Source organism: Bradyrhizobium jicamae (genome assembly GCF_001440395.1).
Lineage (GTDB): Bacteria > Pseudomonadota > Alphaproteobacteria > Rhizobiales > Xanthobacteraceae > Bradyrhizobium > Bradyrhizobium jicamae.
The window spans coordinates 18609-38242 of sequence record NZ_LLXZ01000187.1 but is presented as its reverse complement, the minus strand read 5'-3'; the positions used below and the strand labels follow the sequence as shown (position 1 = coordinate 38242).

The window sequence follows — 19634 nt, the reverse complement described above, 5'->3', positions numbered from 1 at the left end:
AAGCGATATCCGGGAATCGTTTGGGCACCGGCCCCGGATATCGCTTCGCTCATCCGGGCTACAAGTGACCGTGATGGGAAGAGAGCAGGGGGCATTCCATGATCGACCACATCTCCGTCGGCGTCAGCGACCTCGAACGTTCCGCTCGCTTCTATGAAGCCACGCTCGGAGCCCTCGGCCTCACACGCCTGGTCACTCGGCCCGCTACCATCGGCTTCGGAAAAACCTATTCCGAATTCTGGATCAACCTTCGCGCCGGCATGGCGCCTGTGCCGCCGGAGAGCGGCACGCACATCTGCCTTCGCGCGAAATCACCCGCCGATGTCGATGCGTTTCATGCCGCCGCGTTAGAGTCCGGCGGCCGTTCTGACGGCGCGCCGGGCCTGCGTCCGCATGATCGCGTGAAATATTACGCGGCTTTCGTCGTCGATCCCGACGGCAACCGCATCGAAGCGGTGACGTTCCCGGCCGAGTGAAGGCGTAACGACTACAACTTCCGCGCCAGTTCCGGCGCCAGCTTCTTGCCGCCTTCAGGTGCGCGCGACGCGGCGGCGCGCAGGCGCGGCACGATGTCCTCGACCCGGTCGGCCTTGAGGACGTCGACGTTCAGTCCCGGCCGGATGAATTCGGTCTCGCGCATATGCGAAAGCAGCGCGAGCAGGGGCTCCCAGAAGCCGTCGATATTGGCGAGCAGCACCGGCTTGGAGTGACGGCCGAGCTGCTGCCACGTCATCTGCTCGACCAGTTCTTCCAGCGTGCCGACGCCGCCTGGCAGCGCCACGAACGCATCGGAATGCTCGAACATCAGCCGCTTGCGCTCGTGCATGTCGGGCGTGACGATCATCTCCTGGACGCGCTTCAACATGTGTTCGCGCGATCGCAGGAAATCAGGAATGATGCCGGTGACCAGGCCGCCGTGATCCAGCGTGGACTTGGCGATCGCGCCCATCAGCCCGACCGATCCGCCGCCATAGACGAGGCGGATATTGTTCTCGGCAAAAGCCTTTCCCAAGGCTTGGGCAGCTTCCACAAAGCGGGGGTTGGAACCAGGGCCGGAGCCGCAATAGACACAAACGGTTTTGATTTGATCGGTGTTGATTTGATCCATGGAAATCATGTGGCACTGCACTCGGTAAAGCTCAAGTCCGGTGGAATTCGGTGATGCAGCAGAAATAGGCCCGAAATCCAACCAAACGGGGGAAAGATTTATCTTTCAAGGCTGTACGGCAGAGGTAAACGCTCTATATGACGACCACATGCAGACTGCCAAAAATTCCCTGAAGGCGACCGGTGCGCCACCTTGCCGTGAGCGCGACGCCAATGGCTGATCCTGATTCGCGCTCCGATGCCGTTGCAGCCGAGCCGGCCGGCGCTTCCCCTGACAAGGCGACCCTGATCGGGACGCTGGTGCATCTGTGGCCGTATATCTGGCCTGGCGACCGCGACGACCTGAAGATGCGCGTGGTCTGGTCGATGGTGCTGCTGCTGGCGGCCAAGCTCGCCACGCTGGTCGTTCCGTTCACCTTCAAATGGGCGATCGATGCGCTCAACGGCATGGGCACCGCGCCGGTCGAGCCGTCGAACTGGATGCTGTGGCTGATCGCCTCGCCCTTGCTGATGACGGCAAGCTACGGCGCGGTGCGGGTCCTGATGGCGGTGCTGACGCAGTTTCGCGACGGCATCTTCGCCCGCGTCGCCATGCATGCGGTGCGCAAGCTCGCCTACATCACCTTCGTTCACATGCACGAATTGTCGCTGCGCTTTCACCTCGAGCGCAAGACCGGCGGCCTGACGCGCGTGCTGGAGCGCGGCCGCACCGGCATCGAGGTGATCGTGCGGATGGTGATCCTGCAACTGATCCCGACCATCGTCGAGGTCTCGCTGCTGATGGCGGTGCTGCTGTGGCAGTTCGACTGGCGCTACGTGCTTGTCACCGCCATTACCGTCGTGATCTACATGTACTACACCTATATCGCGACCGAATGGCGGATCGAGATCCGTCGCAAGATGAACGATTCCGACACGGAAGCGAACACCAAGGCGATCGACTCGCTGCTCAATTACGAGACGGTGAAATATTTCAGCGCCGAGACGCGCGAGGCAGAACGCTACGACCGCTCGATGGAGCGCTACGAGCACAACAGCATCAAGACCTATACGTCGCTCGCGGTGCTCAATACCGGGCAGGCGGTCATCTTCACCATCGGCCTCACCGCGACCATGCTGATGTGCGCGATTGGTGTTCGCAACGGCACCAATACCGTCGGCGATTTCGTCATGGTCAACGCCATGATGATCCAGCTCTACCAGCCGCTCAACTTCATGGGCATGGTCTATCGCGAGATCAAGCAGGCGATCATCGACATCGAGAAGATGTTCAATGTGCTGTCGCGCAATCCGGAGATCAAGGACATCCCGGACGCCGCGCCGCTCGCTGTCAGCGCCGGCAATGTGCGCTTCGACGATGTGCGCTTTGCCTACGATCCGGAGCGGCCGATCCTGAAAGGCCTCAGCTTCGAGGTGCCCGCCGGCAAGACGGTGGCGATCGTCGGTCCGTCCGGCGCCGGCAAGTCGACGATTTCGCGGCTGCTGTTTCGTCTTTACGACGTCTCCGCGGGCAAGATCCTGATCGACGGCCAGGATATCCGCAACGTCACGCAGGCGTCGCTCCGCGCCTCGATCGGCATGGTGCCGCAGGATACCGTGCTGTTCAACGACACCATCCGCTACAACATCCGCTACGGCCGCTGGGACGCCAGCGACGCCGAGGTCGAGCAGGCGGCGCAACTGGCGCAGATCGACAGCTTCATCCGCAACTCGCCGAAGGGCTACGAGACCCAGGTCGGCGAGCGCGGGCTGAAACTATCGGGCGGCGAGAAGCAGCGCGTCGCGATCGCGCGCACCGTGCTGAAGGCGCCGCCGATCCTGGTGCTGGACGAGGCGACGTCGGCGCTCGACAGCCACACCGAACACGAAATCCAGGAAGCGCTGGAGCGCGTCTCGCGCGGCCGCACCTCGCTGGTGATCGCGCACCGGCTTTCGACCATCATCGGCGCCGATGAAATTATCGTGTTGGATCAAGGCCGCATCGCCGAGCGTGGCACCCATGTCAGGCTTCTGGCGGCCGGCGGGCTCTATGCCAGCATGTGGAACAGGCAGCGCGAAGCCGAGGCGGCGCGGGAGAAACTCGCGCAGATCGACGACGACAATGAGGCGCCGAACCGCGCCCCGCCACGGGTCGATGACGCGCTCAATGAGCCGTCGCGGGACCCGCCCGCGGCCAAAGATCCCTTGGCAACCGTCGCGGAATAATCCAAATACGGCGTGCTTTCCGACAAGGGAAGTTGGCCAGAAAGCAGTGAGCTTCGATGTCGATTGCGAATTCCATCCGCGCGCAGATCCCGCCAATCCATCCTGAAGGCTATCCCTTCATCGGCGCCTTTGCGCTGGCCAGCCTGATCCTGTTCTGGATCTGGACGCCGCTCGGCTGGATCGGCACCGGGCTGACCGTCTGGTGTGCGCTGTTCTTCCGCGATCCTGTCCGCGTCACGCCGGTGCGCGACGGCATCGTGGTGTCACCGGCCGATGGCCGCGTCTCGATGGTGGCACAGGTGCTGCCCCCGGCCGAACTCGGGCTTGGCGACCGGCCGCTGCCGCGCGTCTCGATCTTCATGAGCGTGTTCAACTGCCACGTGAACCGTAGCCCGGTGGCGGGCCGTATCGACCGCATCGCCTACCGGCCCGGCACCTTCATCAACGCCGAGCTCGACAAGGCCAGCGAAGACAATGAGCGCAACTCGCTTGTGATCTCGACCACCAACGGCCGGATCGGCGTGGTCCAGATCGCCGGCCTGGTGGCGCGACGGATTGTCTCATTCGTGCGGGAAGGCCAGTCGATCGGCGCCGGCGAACGGTTCGGTCTGATCCGCTTCGGCTCGCGTCTGGACGTCTATCTGCCGGAAGGTACGCGGGCGCTGGTTTCCGAGGGCCAGACCGCAATTGCCGGCGAGACGATTCTGGCCGATTTCGGCTCCAGCGAGCAGGGCCGGACGTTCCGCGCCGATTAACCCTCCGAACGGGTGATTTTGCCGCCCGGTCGCCCAATGGCGAACCGGGCGGGTGCTTGCTATATAATAGCTCGCATGCTGATCCCGGACCCCAAAGACCCTGAATTGCGCCGCCGCCGGTTTCGCCCGATCCCGGTGCGGATGCTGGTGCCCAACGTCATCACCCTGCTGGCGATCTGCGCCGGCCTGACGGCGATCCGCCTGTCGATCGAGGGGCGGATGGAGCTTGCGGTTGCCGCAATCGTGTTCGCAGCCGTGCTCGACGGCGTCGACGGGCGCATCGCCCGTATGATCAAGGGCCAGTCCAAATTTGGCGCCGAGCTCGACAGCCTCGCCGATTTCGTCAATTTCGGCGTCGCGCCGGGCCTGATGCTGTATTTCTGGCAGCTCCAGGAATTGAACAATGGCGGCTGGATCGCGGCCATGGTGTTTGCGATCGCGGGCGGCTTGCGCCTGGCGCGCTTCAACGCCAGCATCGACGATCCGAACAAGCCTGCCTTTGCGGCGAATTATTTCACCGGCGTGCCGGCGCCGGCCGGCGCGATCCTGGCGATGCTGCCGTTCTATCTGGCGTTTCTCGGCGTCGCGAAACCGCCGGCCACGCTGACCGCGGCCTATCTGCTCCTGATCGGATTCCTGATGGTGTCGCGGCTGCCGGTGTTCTCCGGCAAGACGGTGAAGATGCGGGTGCCGCCGGAAATGGTGCTGCCGGTCTTCGTCTCCGTCGTGTTCTTCGTAGCACTTCTGATCGGCTATCCCTGGCATATCCTGTCGATCGGCTCGGTGCTCTATCTCCTGAGCCTGCCCTGGGGCTGGAAGTCCTATCGCGACCACGAGCGCAATGCCGCCGCCACACAACCGGCTGCGACCGCAGATGCCGCCGCGCCGTCATCTGCCGCGGCGCCGTTCTCGCCGGCATCCGGCGATAGCGAGGGCGAACGGCCGGCGCGGCTCAACTGAGCGTCCGCGCCACTCTCCGATATAGCTGCCATGAGCCGCGGCCGAGTTGGGTTCTCCGCCAATCTCGGCTATAGGGGCTCAAGCGACGTACGGCCTGAAAGAGCCGGGCCGAATAATCAGGAGAGAACGCCGTGAACAAAGCCGTTACCGCCCCGCTGCCTGCTTCCGTCCTCGAGGCGTTGGCGCGCTATGACACGCCGACCATCTGCAATGCGATGGAGATCGTGGCGCCGGAGCGCCGCCTGATCGGCTACACCACCAAACAACTGGTCTGTCCGTTTCCCGATCTGCCGCCGATGGTCGGCTATGCCCGCACCGTGACGATCCGCTCGGTGCTCAAATCCACGCTTCCGGCGGACGAGCAGGCGCGGCGTCGCATCGCCTATTACGAATATGTCGGCACCGGCTTCGGTCCGCGCATCACCGTGATCCAGGATATCGACGGCGCCGATGTCGGCTACGGCGCGTTCTGGGGCGAGGTGCAGAGCAACGTGCATAAGGCGCTCGGCTGCCTCGGCGTCATCACCGACGGCTCGATCCGCGACATCCCGCAATGGGCGCCGGGCTTCCAGGCGCTGGCCGGTTCGGTCGGCCCGTCGCATGCCTGGGTTCATGCCGAACACTGGGGCGGCGAAGTCCGCGTCGCCGGCATGACCGTGCATTCCGACGATCTCATTCATGCCGACCAGCACGGCGCCATCGTCATCCCGCACGATATCGCGGCCAAGATTCCGGAAGCCGCCGAACTCTGCGGCCGGCGCGAGACGCCGATCCTGGAGATCGCGCGCAGCCCGGACTTCACGCTGGAAAAACTGAAAGAGGCGCTGAAGCGCTCGGCGGAGATTCACTGACGAAAAGTCGGATCTAACAAACAGGCGAGGGGGAGCGTGATGAGAGGGTTCTGGGCAGCACTGACATTATCGTTCCTTCTCGGCCTCGCAGCCGCGCAGGCACAGACCTATCCCTCTCGCCCGATCACGCTGATCGTGCCGTTCCCGCCGGGCGGTTCGACCGATACCGCCGCGCGCATCATGGGCGAGCGGATGCGCACAACGCTCGGGCAATCCGTCGTGATCGAAAATGTCGGCGGCGCCGGCGGCAGCATCGGCGTCGGCCGCGTGGCGCGCGCCGCGCCTGACGGCTACACCTTCGACATCGGCCAGTGGGATACCCATGTCGGCAGCATCATCTACAAGCTCGACTACGACCTCGAAAAGGACTTTGAGCCGATCGCGCTGGTCTCGAACAATCCGCAGCTCATGGTCGCCAAGAAGGACCTGCCGGCCAACACGCTGGCCGAACTCGTGGCGTGGATGAAGGACAATCCCGGCAAGATCAACTTCGTCAACCAGAATGCGGCGGCGAACGTTACCGGCGTCTTGTTCGAGAACCTGACCAAGCAGAAGGTGCAGTTCATTCCCTATCGCGGCGCCGGACCTGCGATGACCGACCTGGTCTCCGGCACGGTCGATCTTTTGGTGGTGCAGGGCGCGGTGGCACTGCCGCAGATTCGCGCCGGCAAGATCAAGGCGCTCGCCAATCTTTCAGCCACGCGCTCGGCCTCGATGCCGGATATTCCGACCGCGGACGAAAGTGGCGTGGCGGGCCTCTATATGTCCGGCTGGTTTGGCTTCTGGGCGCCCAAGGGCACGCCGAAGGAGATCATCGCCAAACTCAACGCGGCGACGACGGAGGCGCTCGCGGATCCGGCGATCCAGAAGCGCTTTTCGGAGTTGGGACTGGATGTCGCCACGCGCGCGCAGCAGACTCCGGAAGGGTTGGCGGCATTCCAGAAGGCCGAGATCGAAAAATGGTGGCCGATCATCAAGGCCGCCGGCATCGGCACGCAGGCGCAGTGAACGCTTGCGGTCAGGGCGACGGCCCAACCGCGTCATTGCGAGCGAAGCGAAGCAATCCATAGGGCAGCTTGCTGAGACATGGATTGCTTCGTCGCTTCGCTCCTCGCAATGACGGCGAGAGAGGCGGGCTCCAACGATAACCGACCGGCGCCATATAGTTAGCAAATCCTTGCGACCGCGCCCCGCAAGCCCCGCAATTTTACGATCCCTGTTTGAGTTTAACCTTTACGGCTCTTTAATTGCGCCGACGTAGGGTTCCTCTTGCGCAAGCTCCGGATGGGGCGCGCGACCGGTCGAATACATGGTGGATGCCGGACGAGACCGGCGAAATCGCGATGGCCGGTACTTCGCGTATGCGTTGGAGTTCAGAATGGATATCACCACGCTCGTAGGCCTGATCGTCGGCATGATCGTCCTGGCGACGCTGATCCTGATGGGCGGTGATTTCCGGATGTTCTACGACATCCACGCCGTCATCATCATTTTCGGCGGCTCGTTCGCCGCGACACTGATCCGCTTTCCGCTCAGCGCCATCCTGCACGGAATGCCGCTCGGCGCCAAATTCGCCTTCACCATGAGCCGCCTTTCGGCGCGCGACCTGGTCGACGAACTGGCGCGCATCGCCGAAATCGCCCGCAAGCAGGGCCCGGTCGGACTGGAAAAGGTCGAGACCGACGAGCCGTTCCTCGCCAAGGGCATCCGCTACGTCGCCGACGGCTACGACCTCGAATTTATCAGAGACAATATGGAGCGCGACCGCGACAACTTCCTGATGCACCTCAACGAGGGCTCGAAGATCTACCGCGCCATCGGCGACTGTGCACCGGCGTTCGGCATGATCGGCACGCTGCTCGGCATGGTGCAGATGTTCTCCAACATGTCGGACCCGTCAAAACTCGGTCCGTTCATGGCGGTCGCTCTGCTGGCCACGCTCTACGGCGCGCTGGTGGCGAACCTGATCTGTCTGCCAATCGCCGACAAGCTGCATGGCAAGCTGATCGACGAGGAAACCAACCGCACGCTGATCATCGACGGCATCCTGATGATCCGCGATTCCAAGAGCCCGGCCTTGGTGCGTGAAATGCTGCTGGCCTATCTGCCCGAAAAGCATCGCCACGAGGAAGGCGAACTGGTTCCGGCCTGATCGGCTGACAGCATCAAGGCACGGACATAGAGCATGGCCAAGAAAAAACGCGAAGAGGCGCATGGCGGTCACGGCTGGTTCGTGACGTTTGCCGACCTGATGGCGCTGTTGCTGTCGTTCTTCGTGATGCTGGTGGCGTTCTCCAGCCAGGACCAGCAGAAGCTCAAGATCGTCGCCGGCTCGATGCGCGAGGCGTTCGGCGTGCAGACCGAGTCCCGGCATTCGGGCATCGTCGAATCCGACGGCCTGCCGACACGGCCGAAGCTGAAGAACGTCGCGCATATTTCGCCCGAGGAAGCCTCCAACACCCCGACGCCCGACGAGAAGGACCGTCAGCGCGAGGTCGGCGCCCGCCTGAAGGTCGACCGCGAGTTCGCGCTCGCCGCGGCCTCGTTGCGCCAGGCGCTGCAGGACATGCCGGAACTGACCGAGATGTCCAAGCACATCATGTTCGAGGAGACCAAAGAGGGCCTCAATCTCGAAATCGTCGACCAGGATGGCCGCTCGATGTTCGCCGACGGCTCCAAGGTCCCGTACGAGCGCACCCGCCGGCTGATCCAGAAACTGGCGGTGCCGCTGAAGGCGACGCCGCTGCGGGTCAACATCGTCGGCCACACCTCTGCCGGCTTTGTGCCGTCGCGGGGCGAATACAGCGCGTTCGATCTGTCGGCCGACCGCGCCAATGCCGTGCGGCAGATCCTTGAGCGCGAGGGGCTGCCGTCATCCCATATCTACGCCGTCGGCGGCCGGGCCGACAGCCAGCCGCTATTTCCCGACGATCCGACATTGCCGGCAAACCGTCGCGTCACCATCACATTGATGCGCGAAAATCCGCCGCTGCCGCCGAATCTGAAGCCGTAGTTGGAGCTACCATAATACCACCATGTCGTTTCGATGGAATCCGCTTTGCGTAAGCTCCGCAACGCAGGTGGTGCTATGCTCGTCCGAGATTGACAGGCAACGCGGAAGCGTCGATAGCCGCGCGGATCAATTCAACGACGAGAACGTTCCTCTTCGATCATGACTGTCAGCGTCACATCTACCGAAGCCCATGAGGGGCATGCGACCTCAGGCTTTTGGGCCCTGACGTTGGGCAGTATTGGCGTGGTGTTCGGCGATATCGGCACGTCGCCATTGTACGCGTTTCGCGAGGCCGTCACGCACGCGGCCGAAGGCCAGCCAGTATCGCGTATCATCGTGCTCGGCGTGCTCTCGCTGATCCTGTGGTCGCTGTTCATCGTCGTAACCGCCAAATACGTGCTGCTGCTGTTGCGCGCCGACAACAACGGCGAGGGCGGTACGCTTTCCCTGATGGCGCTTGGGCAACGGGCACTGGGTCGCCGAAGCTTGCCCTTGCTGGCGCTCGGCGTGGTCGGCGCCTCGATGTTCATCGGCGATTCCATGATCACACCGGCGATTTCGGTGTTGTCGGCGGTCGAAGGCCTCAAGCTCGTTACGCCCGCGTTCGAGCATTACGTCGTGCCGCTGACGATCTTCATTCTGGTCGTGCTGTTCTCGGTGCAGAGCAGCGGCACCGCGCGTGTCGCCTCGGCTTTCGGGCCGGTCATGGTGGTCTGGTTCGCGACGCTGACGGTATTGGGCCTTATCCACATCAGCGACGATCCCACGGTGCTCTACGCGATCAACCCCTGGTACGCGATCCAGTTCATGCTTTCCCACGGCACCATCGGACTTGTGACGATGGGTCTGGTGTTTCTGGCCGTGACCGGCGGCGAGGCGCTCTATGCCGACCTCGGCCATTTCGGGCGCAAGCCGATCCAGACCGGCTGGTTCTATTTCGTGATGCCGGCGCTCCTGATCAATTATTTCGGGCAGGGCGCGCTGGTGCTGGCCGACCCGTCGGCAATCGCAAATCCATTCTACCGGCTGGTTCCCGGCGTGCTGCTGTTGCCGATGGTGGTGCTGGCGACGGCGGCGACCGTCATCGCCAGCCAGGCGGTGATTACGGGCGCGTTTTCGCTGATCCGGCAGGCGGTGCAACTCGGCCTCCTTCCGCGGTTCGAGGTGCGCTACACCTCGGAGTCGCATGCCGGCCAGATCTATCTGCCGCGCGTCAACCGGCTGCTGCTGATCGGGGTCGTGCTGCTGGTCCTGTTGTTCCGCACCTCGAGCGGCCTCGCGTCGGCCTATGGCATCGCCGTTTCCACCACCATGGTGGTCGACGGCATCATGGGCTTTGTGGTGATCTGGAAATTGTGGAACTGGCGCGCGGCGACGGCCGCGGCCGTGATCCTGCCTCTCGTCATCGTCGACACCAGTTTCTTTGCCGCAAACCTGTTGAAGCTGCTCGAAGGCGCCTGGGTGCCGCTGCTGTTTGGCATTGCGGTCGCGGTGATGATCTGGACCTGGCGCCGCGGCGCCGCGATCCTGACCGCCAAGACGCGGCGCATCGAAGTGCCGCTGGTGGACCTGATCAAGAGCCTGGAAAAGCGTCCGCCACATATCGTCAAGGGCACGGCGGTGTTCCTGACCTCCGACCCGAGCTTCGTGCCGACCGCGATGATGCACAATCTCAAGCACAACAAGGTGCTGCACGAGCACAACGTCATCCTGACCATCGAGACCGCGCAGACGCCGCGCGTCGATCTGTCCGAGCGGGTCAAGATGGAGAGTATCAGCGAGAAGTTCTCAACGGTACGGCTGCGATTCGGCTTCATGGAATCGCCGAACGTGCCGAAGGCGCTGGTAATCGCGCGCAAGCTTGGCTGGCAGTTCGACATCATGGCGACGTCGTTCTTCGTGTCGCGGCGGTCGCTGAAGCCGTCGGCGCAGTCGGGCATGCCGCTGTGGCAGGATCACCTGTTCATCGCGATGAGCAGGTCGGCGAACGACGCCACCGACTATTTCCAGATCCCGACCGGACGGGTGGTCGAGGTTGGAACTCAGGTAACCATTTGATATTGCTGGCGATTGGACTTGGGGGCGATTCCCAATCCATGCTTGGGCTGCATACCGGAGGCCTGAATCCGGCCTAACCTATGCGTTCGCGCCGGGAGTATAGCCCTCCCGTTCTAAATTGTGCACTGCAGCAAGCAATCGAGGCGCAGATCCCATGTCAGTCCAGTTTTCGGTCACCGCGGCGGAAACGCCCGCGGCCAACGGTCATGGCGAAGCGCATTCCACCGCTACCTTCAAGGCCCTGATGCTCGGCAGCATCGGCGTCGTCTATGGTGACATCGGCACTAGCCCCTTGTACGCGCTGCGCGAAGCGGTCGTAGCGGCGAGCGAGGGCTCGACCGCGGCGACGTCGCAGGCCGTGCTCGGCGTGCTGTCGCTGATCCTGTGGGCGCTGATCGTGGTGGTGACGCTGAAATACGTCGTCATCCTTCTGCGCGCCGACAACAATGGCGAGGGCGGAACGCTGGCGCTGATGGCGCTGGCGCAGCGCGCGGTGGGGAAGGGCGGGGCTGCGATTGTGCTGCTCGGCATCATCTCCGGCGCGCTGTTTTACGGCGACGCGGTGCTAACGCCGGCGCTGTCCGTGCTGTCGGCGATCGAAGGCATGAAGCTGATCACCGTGTCCTTCGAACATTATGTCGTGCCGCTGACGCTGATCATTCTGGTCGCGCTGTTTGCCGTGCAGTCCCACGGCACTGCCCGCGTGGCTGCGTTCTTCGGGCCGATCATGTGCGTCTGGTTCGCCGTGATCGCGATCGCGGCCGTGCCGCAGATCGTGCGCCACCCCGAAGTGCTTCAGGCCTTCAATCCGCTCTACGCCGTCTCCTTCATGCTCCATCACGGCCTGATCGGATTCGTCACGCTCGGCGCGGTTTTTCTCGCCGTGACCGGCGCGGAGGCGCTCTATGCCGACCTCGGCCATTTCGGCAAGCGGCCGATCCAGACCGCCTGGCTCTTCATCGTGCTGCCGTCGCTGGCGGTGAATTATCTGGGGCAGGGCGCGCTCTTGATCGCCAATCCCAAGGCGATCGAGAATCCGTTCTTCCTGATGTTCCCGGACTGGGCGCTGATCCCGATGGTGGCGCTGGCGACGGTGGCGACCGTGATCGCGAGCCAGGCCGTCATTACCGGCGCCTACTCGCTGACGCGCCAGGCGATCCAGCTCGGCCTGATGCCGCGGTTCGAGATCCGCCACACGTCGGAAGCCCATTCCGGCCAAATCTACATTCCCCGCATTAACCTTCTGCTGTTTCTGGCGGTAATCCTGCTGGTGGTTCTGTTCCGCTCCTCCAGCGCGCTAGCCTCGGCCTACGGCATCTCCGTCACCGGGACCATGGTGGTCACCGCCATGATGGGCTTTGTCGTGATCTGGCGGGTCTGGAAATGGTCGCCGATCGCGGCCGCCGCCCTGATTGCGCCGTTCCTGTTCCTCGACGTCACCTTCCTTGCGGCCAACCTCTTGAAGGTATTCGAAGGCGGCTGGGTGCCGCTGGCGCTCGGCGGCGTCGTGATGCTGCTGATGTACACGTGGCGGCGCGGCAGCCGGCTGTTGTTCGAGAAATCGCGCAAGCTGGAATTCCCGCTGGCCGGCCTGGTGGCGATGCTGGAGAAGCGTCCGCCGCAGCGGGTGTCGGGCACCGCGGTGTTCCTCACCTCCGATCCCGATTGCGCGCCGACGGCGCTGATGCACAGCCTCAAGCATTACAAGGTGCTGCACGAGAAGAACGTCATTCTCACCATCGAAACCGCGCCGACGCCGCGGATCGACGATGCCGAGCGGGTGCGGATGGAGCAGCTCAGCGAGACCTTCTCGCGGGTCACGCTCAAATTCGGCTTCATGGAATCGCCGAACGTGCCGAAGACGCTGGCGATCGCCCGCAAGCTCGGCTGGCAGTTCGACATCATGTCGACCTCGTTCTTCCTGTCCCGCCGCGCGCTGAAGCCGGCCGCCCATTCCGGCATGCCGCGCTGGCAGGACCTGCTGTTCATCCGCCTCAGCCGCTCCGCCAACGACGCCACCGATTATTTCCAGATCCCGACCGGGCGCGTGGTCGAAGTGGGAACGCAGGTCACGATCTAGGGGCGCGAACCCCGCAAGTTCCGCCTGTGTTGTCGCAAGACGGCAACAGCTTGACGGTTTCTGAGGCGGCACGGTACATCTGACTCCACACGCATCCCGGTTTGTATCAGGCTCTTGACACCGGGGGTCGGTGGATCGAAGTTTCGTCCCACCGGCCGCAGGCGCGAATGCTTGCGGTACTTCATGCCAGACTGTGGGACAGTGCTCGGAAGCCCAGGCGGAAGCCTTGAGTGGCAAATTCCGATGCGATGATGTGGTATTGTGAGGAGTAGCGCTAATGAGTTTCATCCGCGCGAACGACCATCCCAACCCCGATGATCCCCAAGATCCGCTGTACTATGCACCGCGCTCAGCGCGCAGCATGGCGAACCCGCGACCTAACGAGACACCGCAAACGGGATCGCACCATTTTCCTGCCGATCCCCCTTTGTCGCGTTTTGATGAGATGCGCGAAAAAGCATTCGCCAAATCCACCCGTCCGCTGGAATCCCAATTCGTTTACGAACGTCGTCCGTCACGCGGACTGCTCGCCACGGGTGCAATTGCCGCAGCGGTCGGTGCAGCCGTCATCGTGGCGCTCGTGTTGCTGAACATGCCTCCGAGGTCGAAAAGTGAGCCCTCGGACCTCGCCGTCTCCATTTCTACCCCTGCATTGGCTACGCCGGCTCAAGCGACGTCCAAGGAAGACTCCGAGGCACTGCTCCAGGGCTTCAAGCAGTTTCAATCAACGCAAGGAAGCGAAGACCCGGCTGCTTCCGAGCCCACTGGAGCGGCCAAAGCAGCGCCCGAAAAACCCTTGCTTGAAAAATTCATGCAGTGGGAGCAACGGAAATAGCGAACCCTGCTATCCGCGGATCGCCGCATTGGCTTTCTCGGCGGCGTTCGTCATCGCAATCTTGGCCGGTTTCGCGCCGGAGACCACTTCATTCACGCCGATCATGAAGGCGTCGAGGATGGGTCTTGAGTGCGGGTGAAAAAGGATCGCCTTGGCGCGGTCGACATCGGCATTCTGCAAATTGGTCAGCGCCGCCTCCGCGGCTAGCGCGCCAAACGCTTTCTTGAAGCCATCGCTCGACCAGGCCGACACGCGCGTCGTCGCCAGTCCCGCCGCGGCGGTCAGCATTGAGGTCGGCTTGCTTGTCGCCCACAGCAGGAACAGGAAAGCCGCCCGCTTGTTGCGTGACCTGGAATTGATGCACGCCTGCCAGTGCGACATGAAGGGCACGGACGTGCGGCCGGCAACATGTGGAAAGGCGGCAAACACGGCCTTGCCAGCAACGTGGCTTCTTGCCGGATTGGAGATGTCGGTGGCGAAATTGCTGCTGTCGATTGCGATCGCCGTTCTGCGCTGCAGGAAGTCGTCCAGCACGTGGTACCATTCGTAGCCGCTGATGCCGCCAGGCCCGGCCTGGCTGAGCAACCGACCGTACATCTCGATGGCCGCGATTGCCTCGGGGCTCGCGAATGCCGCCCTGTTGTCCTTGACCATGTCGGCGCCATAAGAGAACACGAAGCTCATCGCCGGTACCGACGAATTGCCGCCGGCCTGCGCCCGCATGGCGATCCCGGACATCTCATCCGTCTTGATTGCGTTGGCGGTGACAAGCAGCTCTTCGAAAGTGCGGGGAATCGACAGGTTCTTGGCGGCCAATGCATCGCCGTTGATGAACAAGGTCACCGCCTCCGAGGTGATCGGCATGGCGTAGCGTTCGCCGTCGCGCCAGAGCGGAAAGGCTCGGGCCGTCTTGAGAAGGTCGCCCTCGTCATACCAGCCGAGATCGGTGAGCGACTTGTCGGCATAGTAGGCGTTCAGCGGCTCGAGCCAGCCTCCCGAGATACCCTGGCCATAGGTCGTGTACATGAAGACGTCGGGTGTGCTGTCACGACGGTTGAGCTGAATCGGCAGCGCGCCCAGGTACGTGGTCTCCAATCGGAAGTCGGGAACGACGTTGATGCCGGTGAGCTCGGTGAACTCGGGCAAAAGCGGAGTGATCGCGTTCGTCCAGGGATGGATCGCGCCTGCGAGCGTGATCGTCTGCCCGGAAAATTGTTTCCAACCGATCGCAGCGCCGGCATAGTCCGCGGCGGCGTCCTTTGCGAAACCCCGCCGCGGCAGCATGGTGAGGGCACCTGCCGCACCCAACGCCTTGACGAAGCTGCGTCGGCTGGCTGACCCTGAATTACGCCGCGGCTTTTCCGGCAATTTTTCACTTGGAGCCATGTTGTTTGCTCCTGCCAGTGGATCGGCTTTTCGCAACACGAAAGGCCGGGTCGTTGCCGTGACGTTGTGGCCCCTTGCGAGGGGACTGACGGGCCGGTGTAATCTGCGCAGTTGAGCGCGCCGGTTCCCGCGTCATCTACGCGGACCGTTGGCTGTATTTTCATTATACTAGCAATACTCTGCGTCGGCATCAGAAAACAATTGCTCACGCGAGCATCGAAGACTTTAGGCCAATGTCAGTTCCTCTGAGCCAATCCTTTCGGTGGTTTGCTCGCCCGCTGGCGCTGGTGGTTGCGGCGCTTCTAGCTGTGGTTGTCGCGACCGGGATTCTCGGCTTCCGATATTGGCAGGAGCGTCAAGCGGCAAATCTTGTGCAAGAGCGCAACCGCCAGGTGCTCGAGACGCTGGATCGGCTGAAAACGATCATCGCCGACGTGGAGGCGCAAAGGCGCGGCTATCTGCTGACGCTCGATCCGCACTATCTCAAGGCCTATGGCGTCTCCGACGAAAGCGTACGACGGGACGCGCAGGCGCTCCAGGCTCTGGTCGCGAGCGATCCATTGCAGAGCCACCGCGCCGGACATCTGGCGACGACGGTTGCAGCAAAGTTGCGCGAAATCGATGAGATCGTCAAAACGGCCCGCACCTACTCCGGGCCGGCCGCGATGGCAATGATCCGCAGCCTGGACGAGATAAGGTCGCAGATCGACCAGATGGTGGATCACGAGCGCTTCCTGCGCGTGGACCTGGAGAAGCGTGCCGAGGCGCTTGAGCATCGCAAAGCCTGGCTGATCACGATCGCCGTCGTCATTGTCGCAATCCTGGCGGGGATGGCGTTGGCGCTCGCGCGGCTCGAGGCGATACGGCGGCGCAAGGCGATCGCAGAGAACATTGCGCTCCACGGCGATCTGCTGGCGCGCGACAAGATGATCCGCCGCCTGGTCGACGCCAACATTGTCGGCATCATCATCTGGGAAATCGAGGGACGTATTCTCGAGGCCAATGACGAGTTCCTCCGTATGGTGGGATACGACCGGGAGGATCTCGTCTCGGGGCGCCTGCATCGGACAACGCTGACACCGCCGGAATGGCGCGACCGTGACGCGCATACCGTGGCGGAGCTCAAGCGGGTCGGGATGGCCCTGCCGTTCGAGAAAGAGTACTTGCGGAAAGACGGAAGCCGCGTGCCGGTGCTGATCGGTGGGGCGATGTTCGGGGAAGGCACAAGTCAAGGTGTTGGCTTTGTCCTCGATCTGACCCAGCGCAAGCGGGCGGAAGAGGCGCTGCGGCAGAGCGAGGAGCGCTTCCGCACCCTCGTGCACTTCTCCTTCGACGTGTACTGGGAGACCGATGCGCAACATCGCTTCATTCATCAGGAGTTCGCGGACAGCCTTTCCGACGCGCCGGCGTTGGGCTCCGAGATCGGCAAGACACGTTGGGAAGTGCCTTACCTGGAGCCTGATGAGGAGGCCTGGCGCAAGCACCGGGAGACGCTCGATGCCCACCTGCCGTTCCGCGATTTTGAGCTCGCGCGGTATGCTCCCGATGGCAGCAAGCGTTACGTGTCGGTCTCCGGGCTGCCGGTGTTTGACGGGAGAGGGCGCTTCGTCGGCTACCGTGGCGTCGGGCGTCACATCACCGAACGCAGGCGCGCCGAAGAAGCCTTGCGCGCGGTGCAGGCGGAGCTCGCGCACTCCAACCGCGTCACCACGATGGGACAGTTGTCGGCCTCGATCGCCCATGAGGTCAATCAGCCGATCGCCGCGACGGTGACCAACGCCCAGGCGGCGTTACGCTGGCTGCGTGCGCAGCCGCCCAACCTCGACGAAGTCCGCTATTCGCTCGACCGTATCGTCGAGGACGGCAAGCGCGCCGGCAACGTCATCGGCGGCATCCGGGCCCTGATCCACAAGGTGCCGTCCCGGAAGGATTGGTTCGGCCTCAACGAAGCCATCCTCGAAATGGTCGCGCTGACCCGCAGCGAAATGTTCAAGCAGGGTATCGCGCTGCAGACCGAGCTGGCGCCGGGCTTGCCACTGGTAGAGGGCGATCGCACTCAGCTGCAGCAGGTGATCCTGAACCTGATCCTCAATGCCATTGAAGCCATGGACGGCAGCGACGAGGGCGCGCGCGAACTGCGGATCAACACCGAGACGGAGGCGGCCAGCGTGCTCGTCACTATCAGCGATTCCGGGCCTGGCCTCGACCCGGCGGATGCCGAGCGCGTATTCCAGGCCTTCTACACGACGAAGGCCAAGGGCATGGGCATGGGCCTCGCGATCTGCAAGTCGATGGTCGAGGCTCATGGAGGGCGGATGTGGGTGAGCGCGAACGAACCCCGCGGCGCCGTCTTTCAGTTTTCCCTGCCGCTGGTGCGAGAGGAGAGCGTTCCAGCCCCTCGGGTTCGGTCCAATCCCGCGGCATGAGATTGCAGGTCGCGAAAAGCAAAATGATAGTTGAAGATTGTTGGCCGTGTCTCGGCTTCTTCAGGGCTCGAGCGATCTGGCAACACGAAACCCAAAACTGGCAACCCGATTATCCGGCGGCTCTGAAGCGCGCCTCGCCGCACGCAGAGTGTGGGGGGCGTTGTTAAAGGAAGCGCCGCGCAACACGCGAAGAGTGCAGTCTCCCGTGAGACTGGCCGATCCATCCCCGGGGTTGGCAGCATTTTTGGCGTTCCAGCAATCCTCGGTCCATTCCCAGGCGTTACCATGGACGTTGTAGAGACCCCACGAGTTGGCCTTGAAACTATCAACGGGAACTGTCGCCTTGCGCACCTCGCTGTTGGCGCCGCCAGCATACGAGATGGAGCCGTCGTAATTGGCTTGTTCTGACGAAATCGTGCTGCCCCACCAGAACGGAGTGATCGATCCTGCTCGGGTGACGTATTCGCGTTCGGCCTCGGACAGGAGTCGGTAACTTTTTCCAGTCAATGATGAGAGCCACGCAATATAGGCTTTCGCATCGTTCCAGCTCACACAGACCACCGGGTGACGGTCGTCTTGCAGGAATCCCGGAGTACGCCAGTTGCGATCAACGTCCCGCTTCGGTTCCGATAGCCGAAAGCAGCCGCCGTCGGTTTTGTTGTCTGTTGCGGCGACAAATGTCGCGAACTCACCGCGTGTCACGGCAAAACGCCCGACTGCAAATGGCTTACGTATGGCGACCATAGTCTGGTCTTCACGCTCCGTGGCTACTTCCTCGTCCCGGGATGCGCCCATGGTGAAGCTGCCTGCCGGAATAACCACCATCTCCGGGCAATCAGGGCAGTCCCTGAACGTTTCACCTGCGCCCGGCTTGATGCAACGTTGCTCGCGTTCTCCAATCTGGACTTGAACTCCGTCGCAGGGTTGCGCGTTGGCGGGGCTTCCTCCGGTCAACCCAATCATGATCAGCCACATCGCCCGGGTTATATCCATTGGCTCACGTCCAGATTGGGCCAGCCGGCCAAGTCAGTTATGGAATACGACGGCAACTCCGCCAGGTGCCAGGCGCTTCAATCGACCCTGGCTAACGTCATCCTACCTCACTCCAGCGCCAAGAGTTTCGAAGCGAGGTCATTACCAGGTCGGATTATGCCAAGAGTTCCCGCCAGTGAGCCGGATATGCTCGAGACGTCCGCAATGGGCATGCCCGCCAGTGTCCACAATCGGGTTCATGCACTGCAGCAATCTGCATCTCTATCTCTTTTGGGAGAGGCCGGATGACCCGTTCAAGCGTTGGTTCGGCTGAGTGGCTGGTCTGCGTGCTACCATAGGGCTCGATGTCCAATAGGCTTAAACAGTTTCTGTTTGGGATTTGGGGTCTTCTGCTGATCCCGCTGTTCATGCCTATCCTCGAACGAGGATTGAAGGCGGCAAATGTCTTCTCCGATCTTGGTGGTGTGGTCACGACGGTTTTTGGTAACGCTGCGGTCACGACCGTTTCTGACAATCTGGTCGCACTGGGCCAGCAGCGTTGGTTTAAATTTGCGATGGTCTTTTTGACCGGAATGCTGGTCGGCATCGCATTGGAATGGCTGAACCGGAAGTCGGCCGAAAAAAGAGCTTCCGAGCTCCGAAGCCTGGGCGCCAAATTTCGCAGTGTTTCAGACAGCATCAAAATTCGGAACGCCTCGTCAGAATGGCCGGACAATGTACGTGATCTCAAACCAGCAATCCTGTCTGCATTCACCTCCGCCAGGAAATTTGGTCTGTGGGTGCCGAACGAGCACGTTTATCAATTGCCGGATGCGACATTCCTTTGCGAGTATTTCAGGTCTGTCGGCAAGCTCCTGGAGGAGGGGCAATTCGACAAGGCCAACAGCGAGGCGCTTTCCTGGAAACCATTTCTCGATAATGTGACGCTGTCTTGAGTTTTCCGTAATTGCTGCAATCGAAATGGG

General features: G+C 62.5%; 16 protein-coding genes. 13 read left to right on the top strand and 3 right to left on the bottom strand.

The window, feature by feature from the left end; all coding sequences use genetic code 11:
- Positions 1 to 98: 98 nt before the first annotated feature.
- A complete protein-coding gene (locus CQ12_RS31725) occupies positions 99 to 476 on the top strand; it encodes a VOC family protein (protein WP_057839214.1) in 378 nt (125 codons plus the stop codon).
- Between the two features lie 11 nt (positions 477 to 487).
- On the opposite strand, the gene CQ12_RS31720 is transcribed toward CQ12_RS31725, so the two are convergent.
- Positions 488 to 1108 (bottom strand): LOG family protein, encoded by a 621-nt coding sequence (locus CQ12_RS31720; protein WP_057839240.1) that lies wholly within the window; start codon positions 1106 to 1108, stop codon positions 488 to 490.
- Between the two features lie 212 nt (positions 1109 to 1320).
- On the opposite strand from CQ12_RS31720, the gene CQ12_RS31715 reads away from it, so the two are divergent.
- The 10 genes from CQ12_RS31715 (at position 1321) to CQ12_RS31670 (ending at position 13864) form a co-directional block, all read left to right on the top strand.
- Complete coding sequence (locus tag CQ12_RS31715) at positions 1321 to 3312, top strand: ABCB family ABC transporter ATP-binding protein/permease (RefSeq protein ID WP_057839213.1); 1992 nt, start codon at positions 1321 to 1323, stop codon at positions 3310 to 3312.
- Positions 3313 to 3368: 56 nt separating this feature from the next.
- Positions 3369 to 4067: a phosphatidylserine decarboxylase gene (locus CQ12_RS31710; RefSeq protein ID WP_057839212.1), complete on the top strand. Its 699-nt coding sequence runs from the start codon at positions 3369 to 3371 to the stop codon at positions 4065 to 4067.
- A 75-nt stretch (positions 4068 to 4142) separates the two neighbouring features.
- Complete coding sequence (locus CQ12_RS31705; RefSeq protein WP_057839211.1) at positions 4143 to 5027, top strand: CDP-alcohol phosphatidyltransferase family protein; 885 nt, start codon at positions 4143 to 4145, stop codon at positions 5025 to 5027.
- 131 nt (positions 5028 to 5158) lie between these two features.
- Positions 5159 to 5878 (top strand): RraA family protein, encoded by a 720-nt coding sequence (locus CQ12_RS31700; RefSeq protein WP_057839210.1) that lies wholly within the window; start codon positions 5159 to 5161, stop codon positions 5876 to 5878.
- A 39-nt stretch (positions 5879 to 5917) separates the two neighbouring features.
- Complete coding sequence (locus CQ12_RS31695; RefSeq protein WP_057839209.1) at positions 5918 to 6886, top strand: Bug family tripartite tricarboxylate transporter substrate binding protein; 969 nt, start codon at positions 5918 to 5920, stop codon at positions 6884 to 6886.
- A 370-nt stretch (positions 6887 to 7256) separates the two neighbouring features.
- Positions 7257 to 8030 (top strand): motility protein A, encoded by a 774-nt coding sequence (locus CQ12_RS31690; RefSeq protein WP_057839208.1) that lies wholly within the window; start codon positions 7257 to 7259, stop codon positions 8028 to 8030.
- A gap of 33 nt (positions 8031 to 8063) precedes the next feature.
- The gene (locus CQ12_RS31685) at positions 8064 to 8891 is read left to right on the top strand and encodes an OmpA/MotB family protein (RefSeq protein WP_057839207.1); all 828 of its coding nucleotides are present in this window, start codon (positions 8064 to 8066) and stop codon (positions 8889 to 8891) included.
- A gap of 159 nt (positions 8892 to 9050) precedes the next feature.
- The gene (locus CQ12_RS31680; protein ID WP_057839206.1) at positions 9051 to 10949 is read left to right on the top strand and encodes a potassium transporter Kup; all 1899 of its coding nucleotides are present in this window, start codon (positions 9051 to 9053) and stop codon (positions 10947 to 10949) included.
- 154 nt (positions 10950 to 11103) lie between these two features.
- Positions 11104 to 13029, top strand: a complete 1926-nt coding sequence (locus tag CQ12_RS31675) for a potassium transporter Kup (RefSeq protein ID WP_057839205.1) — start codon at positions 11104 to 11106, stop codon at positions 13027 to 13029.
- Between the two features lie 277 nt (positions 13030 to 13306).
- On the top strand, positions 13307 to 13864 hold the full coding sequence (locus CQ12_RS31670; protein WP_157088612.1) for a hypothetical protein: 558 nt from the start codon (positions 13307 to 13309) through the stop codon (positions 13862 to 13864).
- A 9-nt stretch (positions 13865 to 13873) separates the two neighbouring features.
- Here CQ12_RS31670 and CQ12_RS31665 read toward each other — a convergent pair whose 3' ends face one another.
- Positions 13874 to 15250: an ABC transporter substrate-binding protein gene (locus CQ12_RS31665; RefSeq protein ID WP_057839203.1), complete on the bottom strand. Its 1377-nt coding sequence runs from the start codon at positions 15248 to 15250 to the stop codon at positions 13874 to 13876.
- Positions 15251 to 15483: 233 nt separating this feature from the next.
- Here CQ12_RS31665 and CQ12_RS42930 point away from each other — a divergent pair, with 233 nt between their 5' ends.
- Complete coding sequence (locus CQ12_RS42930; protein WP_083519557.1) at positions 15484 to 17676, top strand: ATP-binding protein; 2193 nt, start codon at positions 15484 to 15486, stop codon at positions 17674 to 17676.
- A gap of 60 nt (positions 17677 to 17736) precedes the next feature.
- On the opposite strand, the gene CQ12_RS31655 is transcribed toward CQ12_RS42930, so the two are convergent.
- Positions 17737 to 18669: a formylglycine-generating enzyme family protein gene (locus CQ12_RS31655; protein ID WP_057839202.1), complete on the bottom strand. Its 933-nt coding sequence runs from the start codon at positions 18667 to 18669 to the stop codon at positions 17737 to 17739.
- A gap of 344 nt (positions 18670 to 19013) precedes the next feature.
- On the opposite strand from CQ12_RS31655, the gene CQ12_RS31650 reads away from it, so the two are divergent.
- Complete coding sequence (locus tag CQ12_RS31650) at positions 19014 to 19604, top strand: hypothetical protein (RefSeq protein ID WP_057839201.1); 591 nt, start codon at positions 19014 to 19016, stop codon at positions 19602 to 19604.
- The last annotated feature ends 30 nt before the right edge of the window (positions 19605 to 19634 follow it).

Coding starts and splice junctions, on each gene's coding strand:
- CQ12_RS31725 (WP_057839214.1), top strand. CDS start 99: ATGATCGACCACATCTCCGTCGGCGTCAGCGACCTCGAACGTTCCGCT.
- CQ12_RS31720 (WP_057839240.1), bottom strand. CDS start 1,108: ATGGATCAAATCAACACCGATCAAATCAAAACCGTTTGTGTCTATTGC.
- CQ12_RS31715 (WP_057839213.1), top strand. CDS start 1,321: ATGGCTGATCCTGATTCGCGCTCCGATGCCGTTGCAGCCGAGCCGGCC.
- CQ12_RS31710 (WP_057839212.1), top strand. CDS start 3,369: ATGTCGATTGCGAATTCCATCCGCGCGCAGATCCCGCCAATCCATCCT.
- CQ12_RS31705 (WP_057839211.1), top strand. CDS start 4,143: ATGCTGATCCCGGACCCCAAAGACCCTGAATTGCGCCGCCGCCGGTTT.
- CQ12_RS31695 (WP_057839209.1), top strand. CDS start 5,918: ATGAGAGGGTTCTGGGCAGCACTGACATTATCGTTCCTTCTCGGCCTC.
- CQ12_RS31690 (WP_057839208.1), top strand. CDS start 7,257: ATGGATATCACCACGCTCGTAGGCCTGATCGTCGGCATGATCGTCCTG.
- CQ12_RS31685 (WP_057839207.1), top strand. CDS start 8,064: ATGGCCAAGAAAAAACGCGAAGAGGCGCATGGCGGTCACGGCTGGTTC.
- CQ12_RS31680 (WP_057839206.1), top strand. CDS start 9,051: ATGACTGTCAGCGTCACATCTACCGAAGCCCATGAGGGGCATGCGACC.
- CQ12_RS31675 (WP_057839205.1), top strand. CDS start 11,104: ATGTCAGTCCAGTTTTCGGTCACCGCGGCGGAAACGCCCGCGGCCAAC.
- CQ12_RS31670 (WP_157088612.1), top strand. CDS start 13,307: ATGAGTTTCATCCGCGCGAACGACCATCCCAACCCCGATGATCCCCAA.
- CQ12_RS31665 (WP_057839203.1), bottom strand. CDS start 15,250: ATGGCTCCAAGTGAAAAATTGCCGGAAAAGCCGCGGCGTAATTCAGGG.
- CQ12_RS42930 (WP_083519557.1), top strand. CDS start 15,484: ATGTCAGTTCCTCTGAGCCAATCCTTTCGGTGGTTTGCTCGCCCGCTG.
- CQ12_RS31655 (WP_057839202.1), bottom strand. CDS start 18,669: ATGGATATAACCCGGGCGATGTGGCTGATCATGATTGGGTTGACCGGA.
- CQ12_RS31650 (WP_057839201.1), top strand. CDS start 19,014: ATGTCCAATAGGCTTAAACAGTTTCTGTTTGGGATTTGGGGTCTTCTG.